This is a genomic window from Streptomyces sp. NRRL WC-3605, from assembly GCF_001509795.1.
GTDB classification, from domain to species: Bacteria; Actinomycetota; Actinomycetes; order Streptomycetales; family Streptomycetaceae; genus Streptomyces; species Streptomyces viridochromogenes.
On the sequence record NZ_LLZN01000052.1, the window covers coordinates 59,023 to 74,277 of the forward strand.

Consider the following 15,255-nt stretch of genomic DNA (forward strand, 5'->3'; position numbering starts at 1 on the left):
GTGCGCGACACCCTGCTCATCGCCCTGTTCGCGTTCCTGGGCGCCGCGGCGGCGGGCGTCCTGGGCGCCTGCGTGCTGCTGCTGATCAGGCGGCGCTCGCTGATCACGCACCTCGCCGTCGTCGCGGGCGTCGGCGTCACCGCCATGCTGGCGGGCACGCTCGCCGTGGCGCAGGCGATGTTCCTGTCCGGGCACGACCTGAGCGTCGTCACGACCGTCGTGGCGATGGCCGCGGTCGTCTCCCTGGCGACCGCACTGCTGCTGGGCCGCTGGGTCGCCGCCCGCAGCCACGCCCTGGCGCTCGCCGCCCGCTCCTTCGGCGACGGCGGGGCGTTCACCTCCCCGGACGGGCCCGCCACGGCCGAACTCGCCGCGCTGAGCCGGGAGCTGGAGGCGACCAGCGTCCGGCTCGCGGAGTCCCGGGAGCGCGAGCGCGCGCTGGAGTCCTCGCGGCGCGAACTGGTCGCCTGGATCTCCCACGACCTGCGCACCCCGCTGGCGGGGCTGCGCGCGATGGCGGAGGCCCTGGAGGACGGCGTGGCCACCGACCCGGACCGCTATCTGAAGCAGATCCGGATGGAGGTCGAACGCCTCGACGGCATGGTCGGCGACCTGTTCGAGCTGTCCCGGATCCACGCCGGCACGCTGAAGCTGTCGTTCGCCCGGATGTCCCTGTACGACCTGGTGGGCGACGCGATCTCGGGCGCGGACGCGCTGGCCAGGGAGCACGGCGTACGGCTCGTCGGCGGCCGGGTGGAGGCGCTGCCGGTGCGGGTGGACGGCCGGGAGATGAGCCGGGTGCTGGGCAATCTGCTGGTCAACGCCATCCGCCGGACCCCGGCGGACGGCACGGTCGCGGTCACCGCCGAACGCTCCCGCGACGGCGTGGTGCTGTCCGTGACCGACGGCTGCGGCGGCATCCCGGACGAGGATCTGCCGCGCGTCTTCGACACGGGCTGGCGCGGGACGCACGCCCGGACGCCCCCGGCGGGCGCCGGGCTCGGACTCGCCATCGTGCGGGGCATCGTCGAGGCGCACGAGGGCCGGGCGACCGTACGGAACGTCCCCGGCGGCTGCCGCTTCGAGGTGGTGCTGCCCGCCGCCGCTTCCTGAACGCGTGCAGCACCACCGGCCGGTGGGGGCGGTCACCCGTCGCGCGGGTCCGCCCCGGCGAACTCGCCCATCCCCTCGGTGAAGGACACCTGCGGCTTCCAGCCGAGCTCGGCGCGCAGCCGCGCGGAGTCCGCCGTGATGTGCCGGACGTCCCCGAGCCGGTACTCCCCCGTCACCATCGGCTGGGGGCCGCCGTGGGCGGCCGCGAGGGCGTGGGCCATCTCGCCGACGGTGTGCGGCTCCCCGCTCCCGGTGTTGTACGCGGTCAGCACGCCCGGCGCCAGGTCCCCGCCGGTCGCCTCCAGCGCGGCCACGTTCGCGGCGGCCACGTCGCGCACATGGACGAAGTCCCGCCGCTGACGCCCGTCCTCGAAGACACGGGGCGCCTCCCCGCGCGCGAGGGAGGAGCGGAAGAAGGACGCGACCCCGGCGTACGGGGTGTCGCGGGGCATGCCCGGCCCGTAGACGTTGTGGTAGCGCAGCGACACCGCGGTGCCGCCGGTCGCGCGCGCCCAGGCGGCCGCCAGATGCTCCTGGGCCAGCTTGGTCGTCGCGTACACGTTGCGCGGGTCGGCCGGGGCGTCCTCTCCCACCAGCCCGGGGCTCAGGTCGGCGCCGCAGACCGGGCAGGGCGGCTCGAAGCGGCCCGCGTCCAGGGCGGCGACGGTGCGCGGGCCGGGCCGGACGACCCCGTGCCGGGCGCAGGTGTAGCGGCCCTCGCCGTACACGACCATCGACCCGGCCAGCACCAGCCGGCGCACCCCCGCCTCCGCCATCTCCGTGAGGAGCACGGCCGTGCCGAGGTCGTTGCGGGAGACGTATTCCGGGGCGTCCGAGAAGCCGGTGCCGAGGCCGACCATGGCCGCCTGGTGGCACACCGCGTCGACACCGGCGAGGGCGCGCCCTACGGCGCCGGGGTCGCGGACGTCGGCCGCTGGATCGGTGCGGACGTCGTACACGACGGGTTCGTGCCCGTGGGCGGCGAGCGCCCGGACGATGGGGGACCCGATGAATCCGGCGCCGCCGGTGACCAGTACACGCATGCGCCCACGCTAGGGCGCCGCCGCTCCCCGGAGCCGTCACGCGGCCCTCATGTCATGGGTTCGTAAGAGCCGGGGCGGTCGTCGGGAGCGTCACCGTGAAGCGGGTCCTCCCCGGCTCCGCGGAGACGGTGATCCGGCCGCCGTGGGCCTCGACCAGGGACCGGGCGACGGCGAGCCCGAGTCCGCTGCCGCCGCGGTCGCGGCTGCGGGCCTTGTCGACGCGGTAGAAGCGGTCGAAGACGCGTGCGGCGTCGGCGGGTGGTATGCCGGGCCCGGCGTCGGTGACGGAGACCTGTGCGGTGCCGTCCGCGACGGACACGGCGACCGACACCGGGGTGCCGGGCGGGGTGTGGACGGCCGCGTTGGTGAGGAGGTTGTCCAGGACCTGACGGATGCGCTGCGGGTCCAGGCGCAGCGGCACCGGGCCGGGGCCGGGGACGACCGTGAGCGGGTGGCCGGGGCGGGTGGCCCGGAAGGCGTCCGCCGCCTGTCCGACCAGGTCCACCAGGTCGGCCTCCACCGGGCGCAGGGGCGTCTCCACGTCGGCGGCGTCGAGCCGGGCGAGCAGCAGCAGGTCGTCGAGGAGGACGCCCATCCGGGCGGCCTCGGCGCGCAGCCGCGCGAGATGCCGCTCACGCTCCTCGGGGGCGTTGGCGGCGGCGTACTGGAACAGGTCGGCGTAGCCGCGCACCGACATCAGGGGGGTGCGCAGTTCGTGCGAGGCGTCGGCGACGAACCGACGCAGCCGCCTCTCCGCCTCCGCCCGTACGGCCAGCGAGTCGTCGATGTGCTCCAGCATCATGTTGAACGCGGTGCGCAGTTCCTCCACCTCGGGTCCGCCGCCGCGCCGGTCGTGCCGCACCGGCAGCCGCGCGGAGTCGGTCAGGTCGTGCGAGGTGATGTCCCGCGCGGTGTGCGCCATGTCGCCGAGCGGTTTCAGTCCGCGTCGCAGCATGCCCCGGCCGAGGGCCACCAGGGCGGCCAGCGCCAGCCCGAAGGTGACGGCCTGAAGGGTGATCAGCCGGCCGACGGTGTCCTCGATGCCGTCCAGGGGCGCGGCGCTGACCAGGACCACACCGGGCTCGACCTCGCAGGCCCGCAGCCGGTACTCGCCCTCGCCCCGCAGGCGCGCGGTGCGCAGCACCTCCCGGTGTGCGCCGGCCTGCGCGCGGGCCAGCGCGGTGAAGTCGCCCACGTCCTCGGGGAGATCGGCGGGGTCCTCGGGGGTGCGCAGCACGGCCCTGCCGTCCGTCACGTCGTACACGGCGTAGAACCAGCTGTAGTACTTCTTGCCGTCGAGCGTGCCGTGGTCGGCGAGGGACTTGGACTGGGCGATCTGCCCGTGCGCCAGCTGGGTGTCGAGCTGCGCGGCCAGATAGTCGCGCATGTACGTGGTCAGCGCGGTGCCGACCACCGCGAACACCGTCAGCGACAGCACGGCGAGGCCGAGCGCCAGCCGGGTCCCGAGGCGCATCGCGCGGTAGGCCCGGCGCAGCCGCGCGATCACGCCGGCGCCTCCCGGACGACGTAGCCGAAGCCGCGCACGGTGTGGATCAGCGGAGCGCCGGTGTCGTCCAGCTTGCGGCGCAGCCGGCTGACGACGAGTTCGACGACGTTGGAGCGGCCGCCGAAGCCGTACTCCCAGACGTGGTCGAGGATCTGGGCCTTGGTGAGCACGGCCGGCGACCTGCGCATCAGATAGCGCAGCACCTCGTACTCGGTCGGGGTGAGGGTGAGCAGCCGGTCGCCGCGCCGGACCTCGCGGGTGTCCTCGTCCATCGTCAGGTCGGCGACCCGGAGCACGGAACGCCGGAAGCCGGGGCCCGTGCTGCGCCGCAGCACGGTGCGCAGCCGCGCCATCAGCTCCTCGACGGCGAACGGTTTGACGAGGTAGTCGTCGCCGCCGCGGGTGAGTCCGGCGACCCGGTCGGCGACGCCGTCGCGGGCGGTCAGGAACACCACGGGCACCATCCGCCCGCCCGCCCGCAGCCGGTCCAGGACCCCGAAGCCGTCGACGTCGGGCAGCATCAGGTCGAGCACCACGATGTCCGGGTGGAACTCGGCGGCCCTGCGCAGCGCCTCCGCACCGGAGTTGGCGGTGACCGCCTCCCAGCCCTCGTAGCGGGCGACGGTCGCGACGAGGTCGGCGATGGGCGGATCGTCGTCCACGACGAGCAGGCGTACGTTCTCCACCCTTTCATAGTGCGGCACTTGGTGCGCCACGCCGAGGGGCGGGTGCGCCGCGGGGCCGGATCGACAGGTGGCCGACAGCTTTCACGCGCCGGGCGGCTCCTCCGCGCGCGGCCGGTGGTGACGCAGGGCGTACACCGCCGCCGAACCTCCGCACAGCACGGCCGTGATCAGGAGCCAGCGGGCGAGGAAGCCGTCCGGGGACAGGCCCGTGGCACGCGCGTAACGGTCCGCGACCCGGCCGGTGATCAGCGGGAACCACACCAGCAGGAGCAGCAGCGACAGCGCTGCGGGCACCCGGACGTACATCGTGCGGTCGCGGTGCCCGGAGCGTTCCATGCCCCGCAGCAGCGCCCGGTCCGCCGCCCCGTACAGCGGCACGAGGACGAGGTCGTGGAGGACGGCCGCGCCCACGAACCACAGCGCGACCGCGAACGGGTCCTCCTCGAGCAGCCGCACGCCCGCGTACGCCGTGAGCGCGAAGGAGCAGGCGAGCAGGAGCAGGTGCAGGGGGCTGCCGAGGGGCGGGCGTCGCCGGCGCATCACAGGTCCTCGAAGGTCAGCCGTGCCACCCACTTGGTGTTCAGCACACCGGGCGCGGCGGGCACGACGACCCGGGCCGGATACCCGTGGTCGAGGGTGAGCTCGGCGCCGTTGACGGCGAGGGCGAGCAGGCTGCGCGGGTCGGCGACCTGGTCGGCGCGCAGGGCCGCCCGCCGGAAGGCCCCGTGCCGCTGGAGGGACTCGACGAGGACGTCGGGCGGGGCTCCCTCGTCACCGGCGAGCGACGCCAGGTCCCGCAGCCGCACCCCGCGCCATCGCTGGTCGGAGGTGGACCAGCCCTCCACGCAGGCGATCGGCAGGGCCGCTTCGTGCTGCGGCAGGGCGAGCAGGTCGGCGCGGGAGAGGCGGACGGTGCGGCCGGCGCGGCCCGTCACCACGAGCCGCCACGCCTCATCGGACGTCTCGGCCGCGCTGATCCCGGCGTACCGGGCCGTCTTGTTGATCTGGAAGGCGCCCGGTCCGCTGCCCGGTTCGGCGCCGCCGTGCGGGGCGAGCAGGGCGGTCCGGCGCGGCACCCCGTCGAAGTTCTGCCCCACCGTGGTGGCGAACAGCAACGCGGAGCCACCCCCGACGAAGGCGAGGGCGCCGCGCCGTGAGACGGTCGGCTCGGCGGGCTCCGGCGCCACCAGCCCGTCCGGCTCCTCCCGCAGCTCCCGCAGACCGCGCCATGCCGCGGGCGCCCTGAGCAGCACATGGACGACGAACGCGGAGAAGAAGACCCACGCCCCGTAGAAGTGCAGCGGGTAGAAGGACCCCGGGAAGACGTAGTCCAGCTGGATGTTCAGCACGCCCGTCACGAACTCGAACAGCACCCCGCCGACCAGGAACAGCAGCGAGAGGCGCTCCAGCGCGTGGGCGACGGACCGGGCGGGGGGCAGCCGGAACAGCAGGGGGACGACCGACCACAGCTTGGCCAGCAGCACCGGGATCAGGGTGATGCCGAGGGTGACGTGGACGCCCTGGGTGAGCCGGTACAGCCAGCGCGGCCCGGTCGGCCACGGGAAGAGGTAGAAGCCGAGGAGGCCCTTGCCGGGGGTCTTGTCGTTCACCGGCGACAGGCCGGGGTTGTAGGCGGCGTACGACAGCAGGCCGGTCACGAACAGCACCGTGATCCCGCCGAGCAGGACGACGCCGAGCACGGACGTCAGCCAGGGTCCGCGCAGCGGACTGCGCCAGTACGAGGGGGCGAAGGGGGACCGTGCCATGTGCCGACCGTAGGCGGCGCCGGCCGCGCGGGGCGTGAGGCGAACCATGACGGAACGCTGACGTCCCCGCTTGTCACACGGGGGGCGGACCCCGGACGTCCTAGCGTGCTGACGTGACCCCTGATCTGCTGCCCGAGACCCCCGGCACCCGCCCGGCCGGCCGCCCCGGCGAGCGCCGCGCGCCGCGCCGCGACCTGTACGCGGCCGGCGCCGCCGTCCTCCTGTTCGCGGTGGCGGCGGTCGCCGGGACCGTCGTGGAGCACCGTGACGCCACCCTGCACGTCAAATGGCCGCCGCTGCTCGCGACCTGGCATCCGCACGCCGGTCCGGGCACCCCGGCCGCACTCCTCGTCGCGGTCGCCGTGGTGGCGTACGGGCCGGCCCTGGCCACCCGGCTGCCCTGGCGCCGGCTGCTCGCCGCCGTGTGGGGGGCCGCCCTGGCCTGGACCTGGTCGCTGGCGCTGGTCGACGGCTGGCAGCGGGGGGTCGCCGGCCGGCTGACGACACGGCACGAGTACCTCCGGGCCGTGGGCAGCTTCCAGGACATCCCGGCCACCTTGCGTGACTTCACCGGGCACATCCTGCTGGGCACACCGGACCACTGGCCCGCGCATGTCGCCGGGCACCCGCCGGCGGCCACGCTCACGTTCGTGTTCCTGGACCGGGCCGGTCTGGGCGGCGGGGCGTGGGCGGGGGCCTGGTGCATCACCCTCGGCACCACGGCGGCGGTCGCCGTCCTCGTCGCCGTCCGGGCGCTCGCCTCCGAGCGGCACGCCCGGCGCGCGGCCCCGTTCCTCGTCCTGGTGCCGGGCGCGGTGTGGCTGGGCACGTCGGCCGACGCGTACTTCGCGGCGGTCGCGGCGTGGGCGCTGGCGTTCCTCGCGCTGGCGGTGACCGGGCACCGGACCCGCCCGGCGGGCCTGGCCGCGGGGCTCCTGGCCGGCCTCGCCGTCTATCTGTCGTACGGGCTGACACTGCTCGTGGTGATCGGTGCGGCCGTGCTGTGGCTGGGGCCGGCACGGCTCCGGGCGCTGCCGTTCGTCCTGGCGGGGTGCGCCGTGGTGCCGCTGGTGTTCACGGCGTTCGGCTTCTACTGGTGGGACGCGTACGACCTGCTGGTCACCCGCTACTACCAGGGCGTCGGCGGCGAGCGGCCGCAGGTGTACTGGGTGTGGGCCAACCTGGCCTGCCTGGTGGCGGTGGTGGGAGTGGCGACGGTGGCGGGCCTGCGCCGGGCCGGGGGCTTCCTCGTACGCCGGGAACGCACCGCCGACGCCCGTCTCGCGGTCCTCGTCCTCGCCGCGCTGGCCGCGCTGCTCGTCGCCGACCTGTCCGGGATGAGCAAGGCGGAGACGGAGCGGATCTGGCTGCCGTTCGCCCTGTGGCTGCTGCCCGCGACGGCGTTCCTGACCGGGGCCCGGGGCTGGCTGGCGGCCCAGGCGCTGCTGGCGCTGCTTGTCAACCATCTGCTGCTGACGGGCTGGTGAGACGGCCCCGGCACGGCGGGCAGGGGGCCGTGTGACGCACGTCGCACAGCGGATCGTAAGTTTTTCCCGCAGCGGTGATTGTTCTCGCCGTCCCGTCCGTACCTCTGGGGGTACGAGCCGTTCACGTCTGGAGGCACGATGCCCGTCTCGCGCCGCATGGTTGGCACCGTCTTTGTGGGAGGCGCCCTGGTCCTGACCCTCTCCGCCCTCGCCTACCCCGCCATGCTGGGTGTGCAGACCACCTCCGCCAGCCAGGACCGCATCATCGCCAACACGCAGTGGGGGCCGCTGACCGAGGCGGACCGTGACTTCGTGGTCAAGGTGCGGGCGGCGGGGCTCTGGGAGCACCCCCTGGGCATGATGGCGATGCAGCGGGGCACCACACCGGCGATGAAGGAGGCCGGCAAGCACCTGGTGGTCGGTCACGCCCGCCTCGACCTGGCCTGCCGCAAGATCGCTTCGCAGATGAACATCACGCTGCCGAACCAGGCGAGCCCTCAGCAGCAGCAGTTCGTCGCGACGGTGGACTCCAAGCAGGGCAAGGAGTTCGACGCGACGGGCGTGGCGATCATGCGGGTGACCCACGGTCAGATCTTCCCGGTCATCGCGAAGATCCGGGCGAACACGCAGAACACCATGGTGCGCCAGCTGGCCGACCTCGCGAACGACACCGTGCTCGACCACATCACGGTCCTGGAGAAGACCGGGCTGGTCAACTTCGACCAGAACAACTTCCAGCAGACCACGCCCCCGAAGCTCCCCAAGGACCAGTTGACCCCGCCCCCGCCGCAGCCGGGCGCGCCGGTCCTCACGCTCAGCATCCCCAAGGGCCTGGGCCTGGAGAACCTGGACACCAAGTCCCCCGCGGCGCTGCCCAGCGCGGACGTCAAGTGACCCGGTGCCCCCGCCCGGCGGGGGCACCACCGCTCAGCCGGTCTTCCAGCCCCAGGGCGTGTCCAGCCGCTCCCACTCCGCGGCCCACTCCTCCAGGCGCCGCCGCTCCATCACCAGGCGCACCACCCAGCCGGCGCCCAGGACGAGACCGGCCGCGCCCCCGCCGGCGAGCAGGCCACCGGAGACGGCGTGCAGCGTCGTCTCGGCCCCGGACAGCGGCTCGTTGACGACGCGGCCCTGCCGGTCGGTCCACACGTCCACCTTGCCGCCGGCCTTCGCCTTCGGCGGGACCCGTGCCTCGTCGGTGCGGGTCCTGCCGTCCGGGTCGGTCCAGCGGACCGGGGCCCACACCAGGTGGTCGGCGGTCACGCGGGCGGGCCCCGGCTCCTCGGCGTCCCGCACCAGGACGGCGGTCACCTGACGGGTCTCGGCGCGGACGCGCTCGGCGGAGCCGACGACGGCGTCCGCCGCCCAGAGGCCGGCGAAGACGCCGCCCAGCACCGCGAGCAGCCAGGCGCACAGGACGACCCACGCCTCGACGACATCGCTGCGGCGCTTCAGCGGATTGCGCCGCCACCGCCACAGCCGTACCTTCGTGCACTCGGACGCCGCCATGCCGACACCCCCTTGAGCACCGACAGCACCCCTCCAGTGTGCGCCCATTCGAGGGGCTCCGCATGTACCCGAACGGCCCTGGCCGGCGCCCGGCGGGGGGCCGTTCGGGGCAGTCAGCCCGCGGTGCGGCGGATGCGTCCGGCGTACCGCTTCTCCAGCTCCAGATTGCCCTCGTAGCCGCCCGGCACATTGGCCGAGACATAGACCGGCGGGCGTTCCCCGGCGGCGAGGAGCAGGGCGGACGCCTCGGCCACGGCCATCTGCACGAGCAGGACGCTGGTGAGCGTGGAAAGGGCGCACACGGCGCCGCCGCCGGGCAGCTCCAGCAGGGCGTCCCCGCGCGGGGCCGCGTTGTCGAGGACGACGTCGGCGATGTCGGCGAGCTTGCGGCCGCTCGCGTGGCCCGCCGGGACGGCGCGGGTGTGGGCCAGGGAGGTCAGGGCGAGGACGGCGTGCCCGCGCTCCTTGGCGTGCAGGGCCATCTCCACGACGACGTTGTTGACGCCGGAGTTGGAGATCACGACGAACAGGTCCTGGGGGCGGGGGGCGGCCAGGTCGTAGATGCGCGCGGCGACCCCCGCCCGGCGCTCCAGGAGCGGGTCGTCGAGGACGGCCGGGGACTCGCCGCCGTACAGGACGAGGTCGGCGATGCTCAGCCGGTTGGTGGGCACCAGTCCCCCGGCGCGCCCCGCGATCTCGAGGGCGACGGCCTGGGAGTGGCCGGTGCCGAACGCCTGGACGACCCCGTCGTCCCGGACGCACCCGGCGATGAGCCCGGCGGCGCGGGCCACGTCCTCCCGTACGGACGCTGACCCGGTGAGGCGGTCGAGGACGCCTCTGCTCTCGTGCACGAAACGCTCGGCGCTCACGGACGCGTCGGACATGAACCCTCCCGCGATGAATGAATCCACCAAGTTGCAGCCCATGGATGAATCGTTGAACCGAACGCTACCGCCGACTGCTACCTTCGGGCCATGCCCCCGACGGACGTCACCGCGCTGATCCGTGCCGAACTGCCCCACCTCAGCGGGTCGCTGAGGAAGGTCGGCGAGCTGGTCCTCGCCGATCCGGCGGCGGTCACGCGCTGCTCGGCGGCCGAGCTGGGCCGCCGCACCGGCACCTCGCAGGCCACGGTGACCCGGTTCTGCCGGGCGGTCGGGCTCGACTCGTACCAGCAGCTGCTGATGGAGCTGGCCGCGGAGCGCGGGCGGGGCGCGGCGGGCACGGACTGGGGGACGGCGGAGATCGGCCCGGACATCTACCCCGACGACAGTCTGGAGAAGGTGGTGCGGGTCGTCGGCGCGGCGGACCTGCGGGCGGTGCGGCAGACCGTCGAGGGCATCGACCTCGACGCGCTGGAGCGGGCCGCCCGGGCCACGGCGCGGGCCCGGCGGATCGACGTCTACGGCGTCGGCGGCAGCGGCGCCGTCGCACGCGAGACGGAGATGCGGCTGTTCCGCATCGGCTGCGCGGTGCGCGGCTGGACGGAGGTGCACGCGGCTGCCACCTCCGCCGCCCTGCTCACCCCGGCCGACGTGGCGATCGGCATCTCGCACTCCGGGGCGACCCGGGAGACGCTGGAGCCGTTCGAGCTGGCCCGGGAGCGCGGCGCCACCACGATCGCCCTCACCTCCGCCCCGCGCTCACCGCTCGCCGAGGCGGCCGACGTCCGCCTCGTCTCGGCCACCTCCGAGACGAGCTTCCGCAGCGGCGGCATCGGCGCCCGGCACTCGGTCCTCGTCCTGATCGACTGCCTGTACGTCCGCGTGGCCCAGCTCTCCTACCGGCGGGCGAGCACGTCCCTGACCCTGACCGACCACATCGCCCCTCAGCACCGCCTCCCACCCGGCCGCCCCCGCTGACGAACGGCACCGTGCCCCGCCGACCAGCCGGCCCGGCACCCGCCACCCCCCTGCCGGGACGAGCCTCGCCAGCCACCTCCCCGGCGGGCCGCGCACATCCCGCACCGGGACACACCCGACACGTCCCCCACCCCCGCCCTGGCGAGACGTGCGCCGGGCGGGCGGAGCCCTCCCCACCGGGCCGGGTAAAAGTCGCAGCCGACGCGTCACCACCCCTGAGCAACCCCACCCGACCGCACGGCACGCGACCCGCACCCGGCCGACCGGTCCCCAGCCCTCGCACAACCGGCCGCGCCGGCGCCACCGCCGGCACCCGCCCGCACCCCGCCCACCGGGCGCACATCCCGGCAGCCGCCCCGGCCGGGCCAGGGAGACGGTCCCAGCGGACGCACCCGCCGCGTCGCCTCGCCACCCCCGAGCGATCCCGTCCCACCCCTCGGCGCGACCGGCGCCCGCGGCTCTCAGACCGCCAGGCGCGCCAGCGCCAGCGCCCCCCGGCAGCCGTCCGTTGCCAGGTCTGGGGTGAGTCCCAGCGGACGCAGTCGGTCGAGGAGCGCAGGGGTCAGGGGGCCGGTGGGGCCCAGCAGGCCGCCGGTGAGGACGACGCGTTCACCGGCGCGGGGGGCGAGGGCCCGCACGAGGTCCGTCAGGTGGCCGGCCGCCGCCGCCAGGACGGCGCAGGCCACGGCGTCGCCCTCCAGTGCGGCAGCGGCCACCAGCGGCGCGAGTTCGGCCAGCCGCACCGGGTGCCGCCCCAGCACGGCGGGCAGCAGCCGCATCCGGTACGCCTCCCGGTGCTCCCGGTCCCAGCCGGCGTCGTCGTACGGGACGGGCGGCAGTACGTCCGGGGGTACCCCGAGGGAGTGGCCGACCGCACCGGTCAGCGCCGTCGGCCCGCCCCGGCCGTCCGCCGCCCGCAGGGCGGCCCGCACCGCCTCGCGCCCGATCCAGAACCCGGCGCCGTCGTCGCCGAGCAGCCAGCCGTCACCGCCCGCGGTGGCGCGGCAGACCCGCCCGGTGATGCGCACGGCGACGGCGCCCGTACCGGCGATGACGGCGATCCCGTCGGCGGGGCCGCCCGGCGCGGAGGCGAACGCGGCCTCTCCGTCACTGTGGATCTCGACGGCCGCGGCGGTGATGCCCAGCTGGTGCAGCGCGGCGGTGAGGGCGGCGTGCGCGCGCAGCTGCCCGGGGTCGTCGGGCGCCAGCCGCGATGCCCCGGCGAAGCCGCCCGCGACGGCCACCACCCGGCCCCGCAGCTCCGGCGGGACGGCTTCGGCCAGCGCGGCGGCGAGATGGGCGGTGAGGTCGGCCTCGGACACGCTCAGCGCGTTCCCCGGCCCGCCCCGCCCCTGGCCGAGGGGAGCGCCGCCCGCCAGGGGCGCCAGGACGGCCCGGGTGCGGGTGCCCCCGGCGTCCACGCCGACGACGTACGCGGCCGCACCCACCTGATCGAGAGTCATCGGCGCCCATCGTGAAGGACCGGTGGGCGCCGGGACAAGGAGTGTGCCGTGCTACTCGTCGCCGAAGCGCAGCACCGCGACGGTGATGTTGTCGGGCCCGCCCGCCTCGATCGCGGCCCGCCACAGTTCGAACGCGGCCCGGCCGTCGTCGTGCTCGCGCAGGATCGCGTCCACCGTGCCGGGGGGCACCGGGTCCGTCAGACCGTCCGAGCACACCACGTACCGCGTGCCGGGCACGAGGGGTTCGGTGCTGACGTGCGGATGGACCTCGCGGAAGGTGGGTGAGCCCCCGAGGCACTGGGTGACCAGGGACGTCGTACGGCCGGGCGGATGCGGCGGGTTGTCGTCGACGCTGACCTGCCGCAGGCCGTCGCCGTCCGCCGCGAGGACCTGGCTGTCGCCCACGTTGAACACGAGCACGCTGTCCTCGCCGACCACGACGCCGGCGACCGTCGTCCCCATCGCGGTCAGCTCGGTCTGCTCGTCGCCGCCGGCGGCCTGGAAGACGGCCCGGTTGCAGGCGTTCAGGGCGTCGCGCACGGCGACCTCGCTGCCGAGGGCGGGTCCGAGCATCGAGATCCGGCGCACGACCAGCGAACTGGCCAGGTCACCGCCGGGATGCCCGCCGAGCCCGTCGGCGACGGCCACGACGAGGGGGGTGCCGAGCGGGAAGACCAGGGTCTGCGGGCTCTCGGTCACCGTGGCGCACAGCGTCCACGGGCCGACGGCCAGGCTGTCCTCGTTGCGCTCGCGCAGCAGTCCGGGATGGGTGATCGCGCTCACCGCGGCGTACGGCATGCGGCGCCACCGCCTTCCGTACCTGGCGCACCGCCCGCAAAGGGGCCTGCTACGAGCATAGGAAGGTCTTCGGCCCGGGCGCACGTGCGGCCGGGGTCGGGCCCCGGCCGCACGTGCCCGGCTGTCAGCTCTCGGCCGGCGTCAGCCGCAGCGAGATGCTGTTGATGCAGTACCGCTGGTCGGTCGGCGTCGGATACCCCTCGCCCTCGAAGACGTGCCCGAGGTGCGACCCGCACCGGGCGCACCGCACCTCGGTGCGCACCATCCCGTGCGAGCGGTCCTCGATCAGCTCCACCGCGTCGGTGTCCTTCGGGTCGTAGAAGGACGGCCAGCCGCAGTGCGACTCGAACTTGGTGGTCGAGGTGAACAGCTCGGCCCCGCAGGCGCGACAGGAGTAGACGCCCTCGGTCTTGGTGTCGGTGTACTCACCGGTGAAGGCGGGTTCCGTACCGGCCTGGCGCAGCACGGCGTACTCGGCCGGGCTCAGTTCCGCGCGCCACTCCTCGTCCGGCTTCTCTACGTCGTACGACATGGGTGTGTGCCCCTCACTTCGACAGGCGGTCCAGGATGAGCGGGCCGAGGTCGGTGACATCGCCCGCGCCCATGGTGAGAACGAGATCACCGGGCTTCGTCATTCCCGCGACCAGCGAGGGCACCTCGCCCTTGTCGTGCACAGGGGTCACGTCGGCGCCGGCCGCGCGGGCGGCGTCGACGACCAGCTCGCTGGTGATGCCGGGGATCGGGTCCTCGCGGGCCGGGTAGATGTCCAGGACCAGCGAGGCGTCGGCCAGGGCCAGGGCCTCGCCCATCTCCTTGCCGAGCTCCTGGGTGCGGGAGAAGAGGTGGGGCTGGTAGACGACCAGGATGCGGGCGTCTCCGGCGGCGGCCCGCATGGCCTGCAGGTCGGCCGTCATCTCGGTCGGGTGGTGGGCGTAGGAGTCGATGACCTGGGCGCCGGCGGCCTCGCCCTTGAGCTGGAGGCGCCGCTTCACGCCGGTGTACGCGGCGATCGCGGGGGCCAGCTCGGCGGCCGGGACGCCGAGCGCCGCGCCCGCCGCGAGGGCGGCGACGGCGTTCAGGGCGTAGTGGCGGCCCGGGACGGACACCGTGAAGGTGAGCTCCCGCCCGTCCAGGAGGACGGTGACCTCGCTCTTGAGGCCCTGCGGCACCACGGACAGCACCCGCACGTCGGCGTCGGGCGCCTCGCCGTACGTCACGACGCGCGGCCCGCGCCCGGCGACGCGGCGGGTGAGCTCCCGTGCGCCGTCCTGGTCGGCGGAGATCACCAGGGTGCCGCCCTCGGTGATCCGGTCGGCGAACGTCACGAAGGAGTCGTAGATCTCCTCCAGCGACGCGTAGTTCGCGTGGTGGTCGAGCTCGACGTTGAGGACGATCGCGACGTCGGGGGCGTACTTGTGGAAGCTGCGGTCCGATTCGTCCGCCTCGGCGACGAAGATGTCGCCGTCGCCGTGAAGCGCGTTGGAGCCCGGGGCGTCCAGGTCGCCGCCGATGGCGTACGACGGCCGCAGGCCCAGCTCGGTGAGGGAGACGGCCAGCATGGAGGTGGTGGTCGTCTTGCCGTGGGTGCCGGCGACGGCGATCGGGCGCAGCCCGTCCATCAGCGCGGCGAGCGCGTCGGAACGGTGCACCACGGGGACACCCAGCTCGGCGGCGCGGGCCAGCTCGGGGTTGTCCTGCCGGATCGCCGACGACACCACGACACAGCTGGCGTCGTCGGCGAGGTGCTCCGCGGCGTGCCCGATGTGCACGGTGACGCCGAGCGCCCGCAGCGCCTCGGCGGTCGCGGACTCCTTGGCGTCGCTGCCGGCCACCGCGGCCCCACGCTGCGCGAGGATCTTCGCGATGCCCGACATGCCGGCCCCGCCGATGCCGATGAAGTGCGGTCGGTCCATGGCGGGGGGAAGGCCGGGTGCCATGCGTGTCTCCCAGGAGTGCGATACGACGGTGAGGCCCCAGCCTATTAGCAGGCGGCGGGCCCACCGCCCAGGGGCGCTCACGGC

At 74.8% G+C, this 15,255-nt stretch carries 15 protein-coding genes; 4 read left to right on the forward strand and 11 right to left on the reverse strand.

What is annotated here, in order from left to right; genetic code table 11:
* The gene (locus ADL34_RS15415) at positions 1 to 1,113 is read left to right on the forward strand and encodes a sensor histidine kinase (RefSeq protein WP_062668600.1); all 1,113 of its coding nucleotides are present in this window, start codon (positions 1 to 3) and stop codon (positions 1,111 to 1,113) included.
* Positions 1,114 to 1,145: 32 nt separating this feature from the next.
* On the opposite strand, the gene ADL34_RS15420 is transcribed toward ADL34_RS15415, so the two are convergent.
* The 5 genes from ADL34_RS15420 to ADL34_RS15440 form a co-directional block, all read right to left on the reverse strand.
* Entirely contained in the window at positions 1,146 to 2,156 is a 1,011-nt protein-coding gene (locus ADL34_RS15420; protein WP_062668601.1) for an NAD-dependent epimerase/dehydratase family protein, read from the reverse strand.
* A gap of 52 nt (positions 2,157 to 2,208) precedes the next feature.
* Positions 2,209 to 3,663, reverse strand: coding sequence for a sensor histidine kinase (locus ADL34_RS15425; RefSeq protein WP_062668602.1), 1,455 nt, complete (start codon positions 3,661 to 3,663; stop codon positions 2,209 to 2,211).
* Positions 3,660 to 4,349: a response regulator transcription factor gene (locus tag ADL34_RS15430; protein WP_062668603.1), complete on the reverse strand. Its 690-nt coding sequence runs from the start codon at positions 4,347 to 4,349 to the stop codon at positions 3,660 to 3,662. The genes ADL34_RS15425 and ADL34_RS15430 overlap by 4 nt, the downstream gene beginning before the upstream one ends.
* A gap of 81 nt (positions 4,350 to 4,430) precedes the next feature.
* Positions 4,431 to 4,889, reverse strand: a complete 459-nt coding sequence (locus ADL34_RS36095) for a hypothetical protein (RefSeq protein ID WP_062668604.1) — start codon at positions 4,887 to 4,889, stop codon at positions 4,431 to 4,433.
* Positions 4,889 to 6,115: a molybdopterin-dependent oxidoreductase gene (locus tag ADL34_RS15440; RefSeq protein ID WP_062668641.1), complete on the reverse strand. Its 1,227-nt coding sequence runs from the start codon at positions 6,113 to 6,115 to the stop codon at positions 4,889 to 4,891. Before ADL34_RS15440 ends, ADL34_RS36095 begins: the two co-directional genes overlap by 1 nt.
* Positions 6,116 to 6,228: 113 nt before the next feature.
* Here ADL34_RS15440 and ADL34_RS15445 point away from each other — a divergent pair, with 113 nt between their 5' ends.
* Together ADL34_RS15445 and ADL34_RS15450 are read left to right on the forward strand one after the other, a co-directional pair.
* The gene (locus tag ADL34_RS15445) at positions 6,229 to 7,602 is read left to right on the forward strand and encodes a hypothetical protein (RefSeq protein ID WP_400093339.1); all 1,374 of its coding nucleotides are present in this window, start codon (positions 6,229 to 6,231) and stop codon (positions 7,600 to 7,602) included.
* A 138-nt stretch (positions 7,603 to 7,740) separates the two neighbouring features.
* Entirely contained in the window at positions 7,741 to 8,496 is a 756-nt protein-coding gene (locus tag ADL34_RS15450; RefSeq protein WP_062668605.1) for a DUF4142 domain-containing protein, read from the forward strand.
* A gap of 33 nt (positions 8,497 to 8,529) precedes the next feature.
* On the opposite strand, the gene ADL34_RS15455 is transcribed toward ADL34_RS15450, so the two are convergent.
* Both ADL34_RS15455 and ADL34_RS15460 read right to left on the reverse strand, forming a co-directional pair.
* Entirely contained in the window at positions 8,530 to 9,111 is a 582-nt protein-coding gene (locus ADL34_RS15455; protein ID WP_062668606.1) for a hypothetical protein, read from the reverse strand.
* Positions 9,112 to 9,224: 113 nt separating this feature from the next.
* Positions 9,225 to 9,995: a sugar isomerase domain-containing protein gene (locus ADL34_RS15460; RefSeq protein ID WP_062668607.1), complete on the reverse strand. Its 771-nt coding sequence runs from the start codon at positions 9,993 to 9,995 to the stop codon at positions 9,225 to 9,227.
* A gap of 90 nt (positions 9,996 to 10,085) precedes the next feature.
* On the opposite strand from ADL34_RS15460, the gene ADL34_RS15465 reads away from it, so the two are divergent.
* Entirely contained in the window at positions 10,086 to 10,973 is an 888-nt protein-coding gene (locus ADL34_RS15465; protein ID WP_062668608.1) for a MurR/RpiR family transcriptional regulator, read from the forward strand.
* A 461-nt stretch (positions 10,974 to 11,434) separates the two neighbouring features.
* Here the strand turns inward: ADL34_RS15465 and ADL34_RS15470 are convergent, their stop codons facing one another.
* From ADL34_RS15470 to murC, 4 genes are all read right to left on the reverse strand, one after another.
* Entirely contained in the window at positions 11,435 to 12,436 is a 1,002-nt protein-coding gene (locus tag ADL34_RS15470; protein ID WP_062668609.1) for an N-acetylglucosamine kinase, read from the reverse strand.
* A 51-nt stretch (positions 12,437 to 12,487) separates the two neighbouring features.
* Entirely contained in the window at positions 12,488 to 13,234 is a 747-nt protein-coding gene (locus ADL34_RS15475) for a PP2C family protein-serine/threonine phosphatase (RefSeq protein WP_062668610.1), read from the reverse strand.
* A 124-nt stretch (positions 13,235 to 13,358) separates the two neighbouring features.
* Positions 13,359 to 13,766 (reverse strand): peptide-methionine (R)-S-oxide reductase MsrB, encoded by a 408-nt coding sequence (msrB, locus tag ADL34_RS15480; protein WP_062668611.1) that lies wholly within the window; start codon positions 13,764 to 13,766, stop codon positions 13,359 to 13,361.
* 13 nt (positions 13,767 to 13,779) lie between these two features.
* Positions 13,780 to 15,171, reverse strand: coding sequence for a UDP-N-acetylmuramate--L-alanine ligase (gene murC, locus ADL34_RS15485; RefSeq protein ID WP_062668612.1), 1,392 nt, complete (start codon positions 15,169 to 15,171; stop codon positions 13,780 to 13,782).
* Positions 15,172 to 15,255 lie beyond the last annotated feature (84 nt).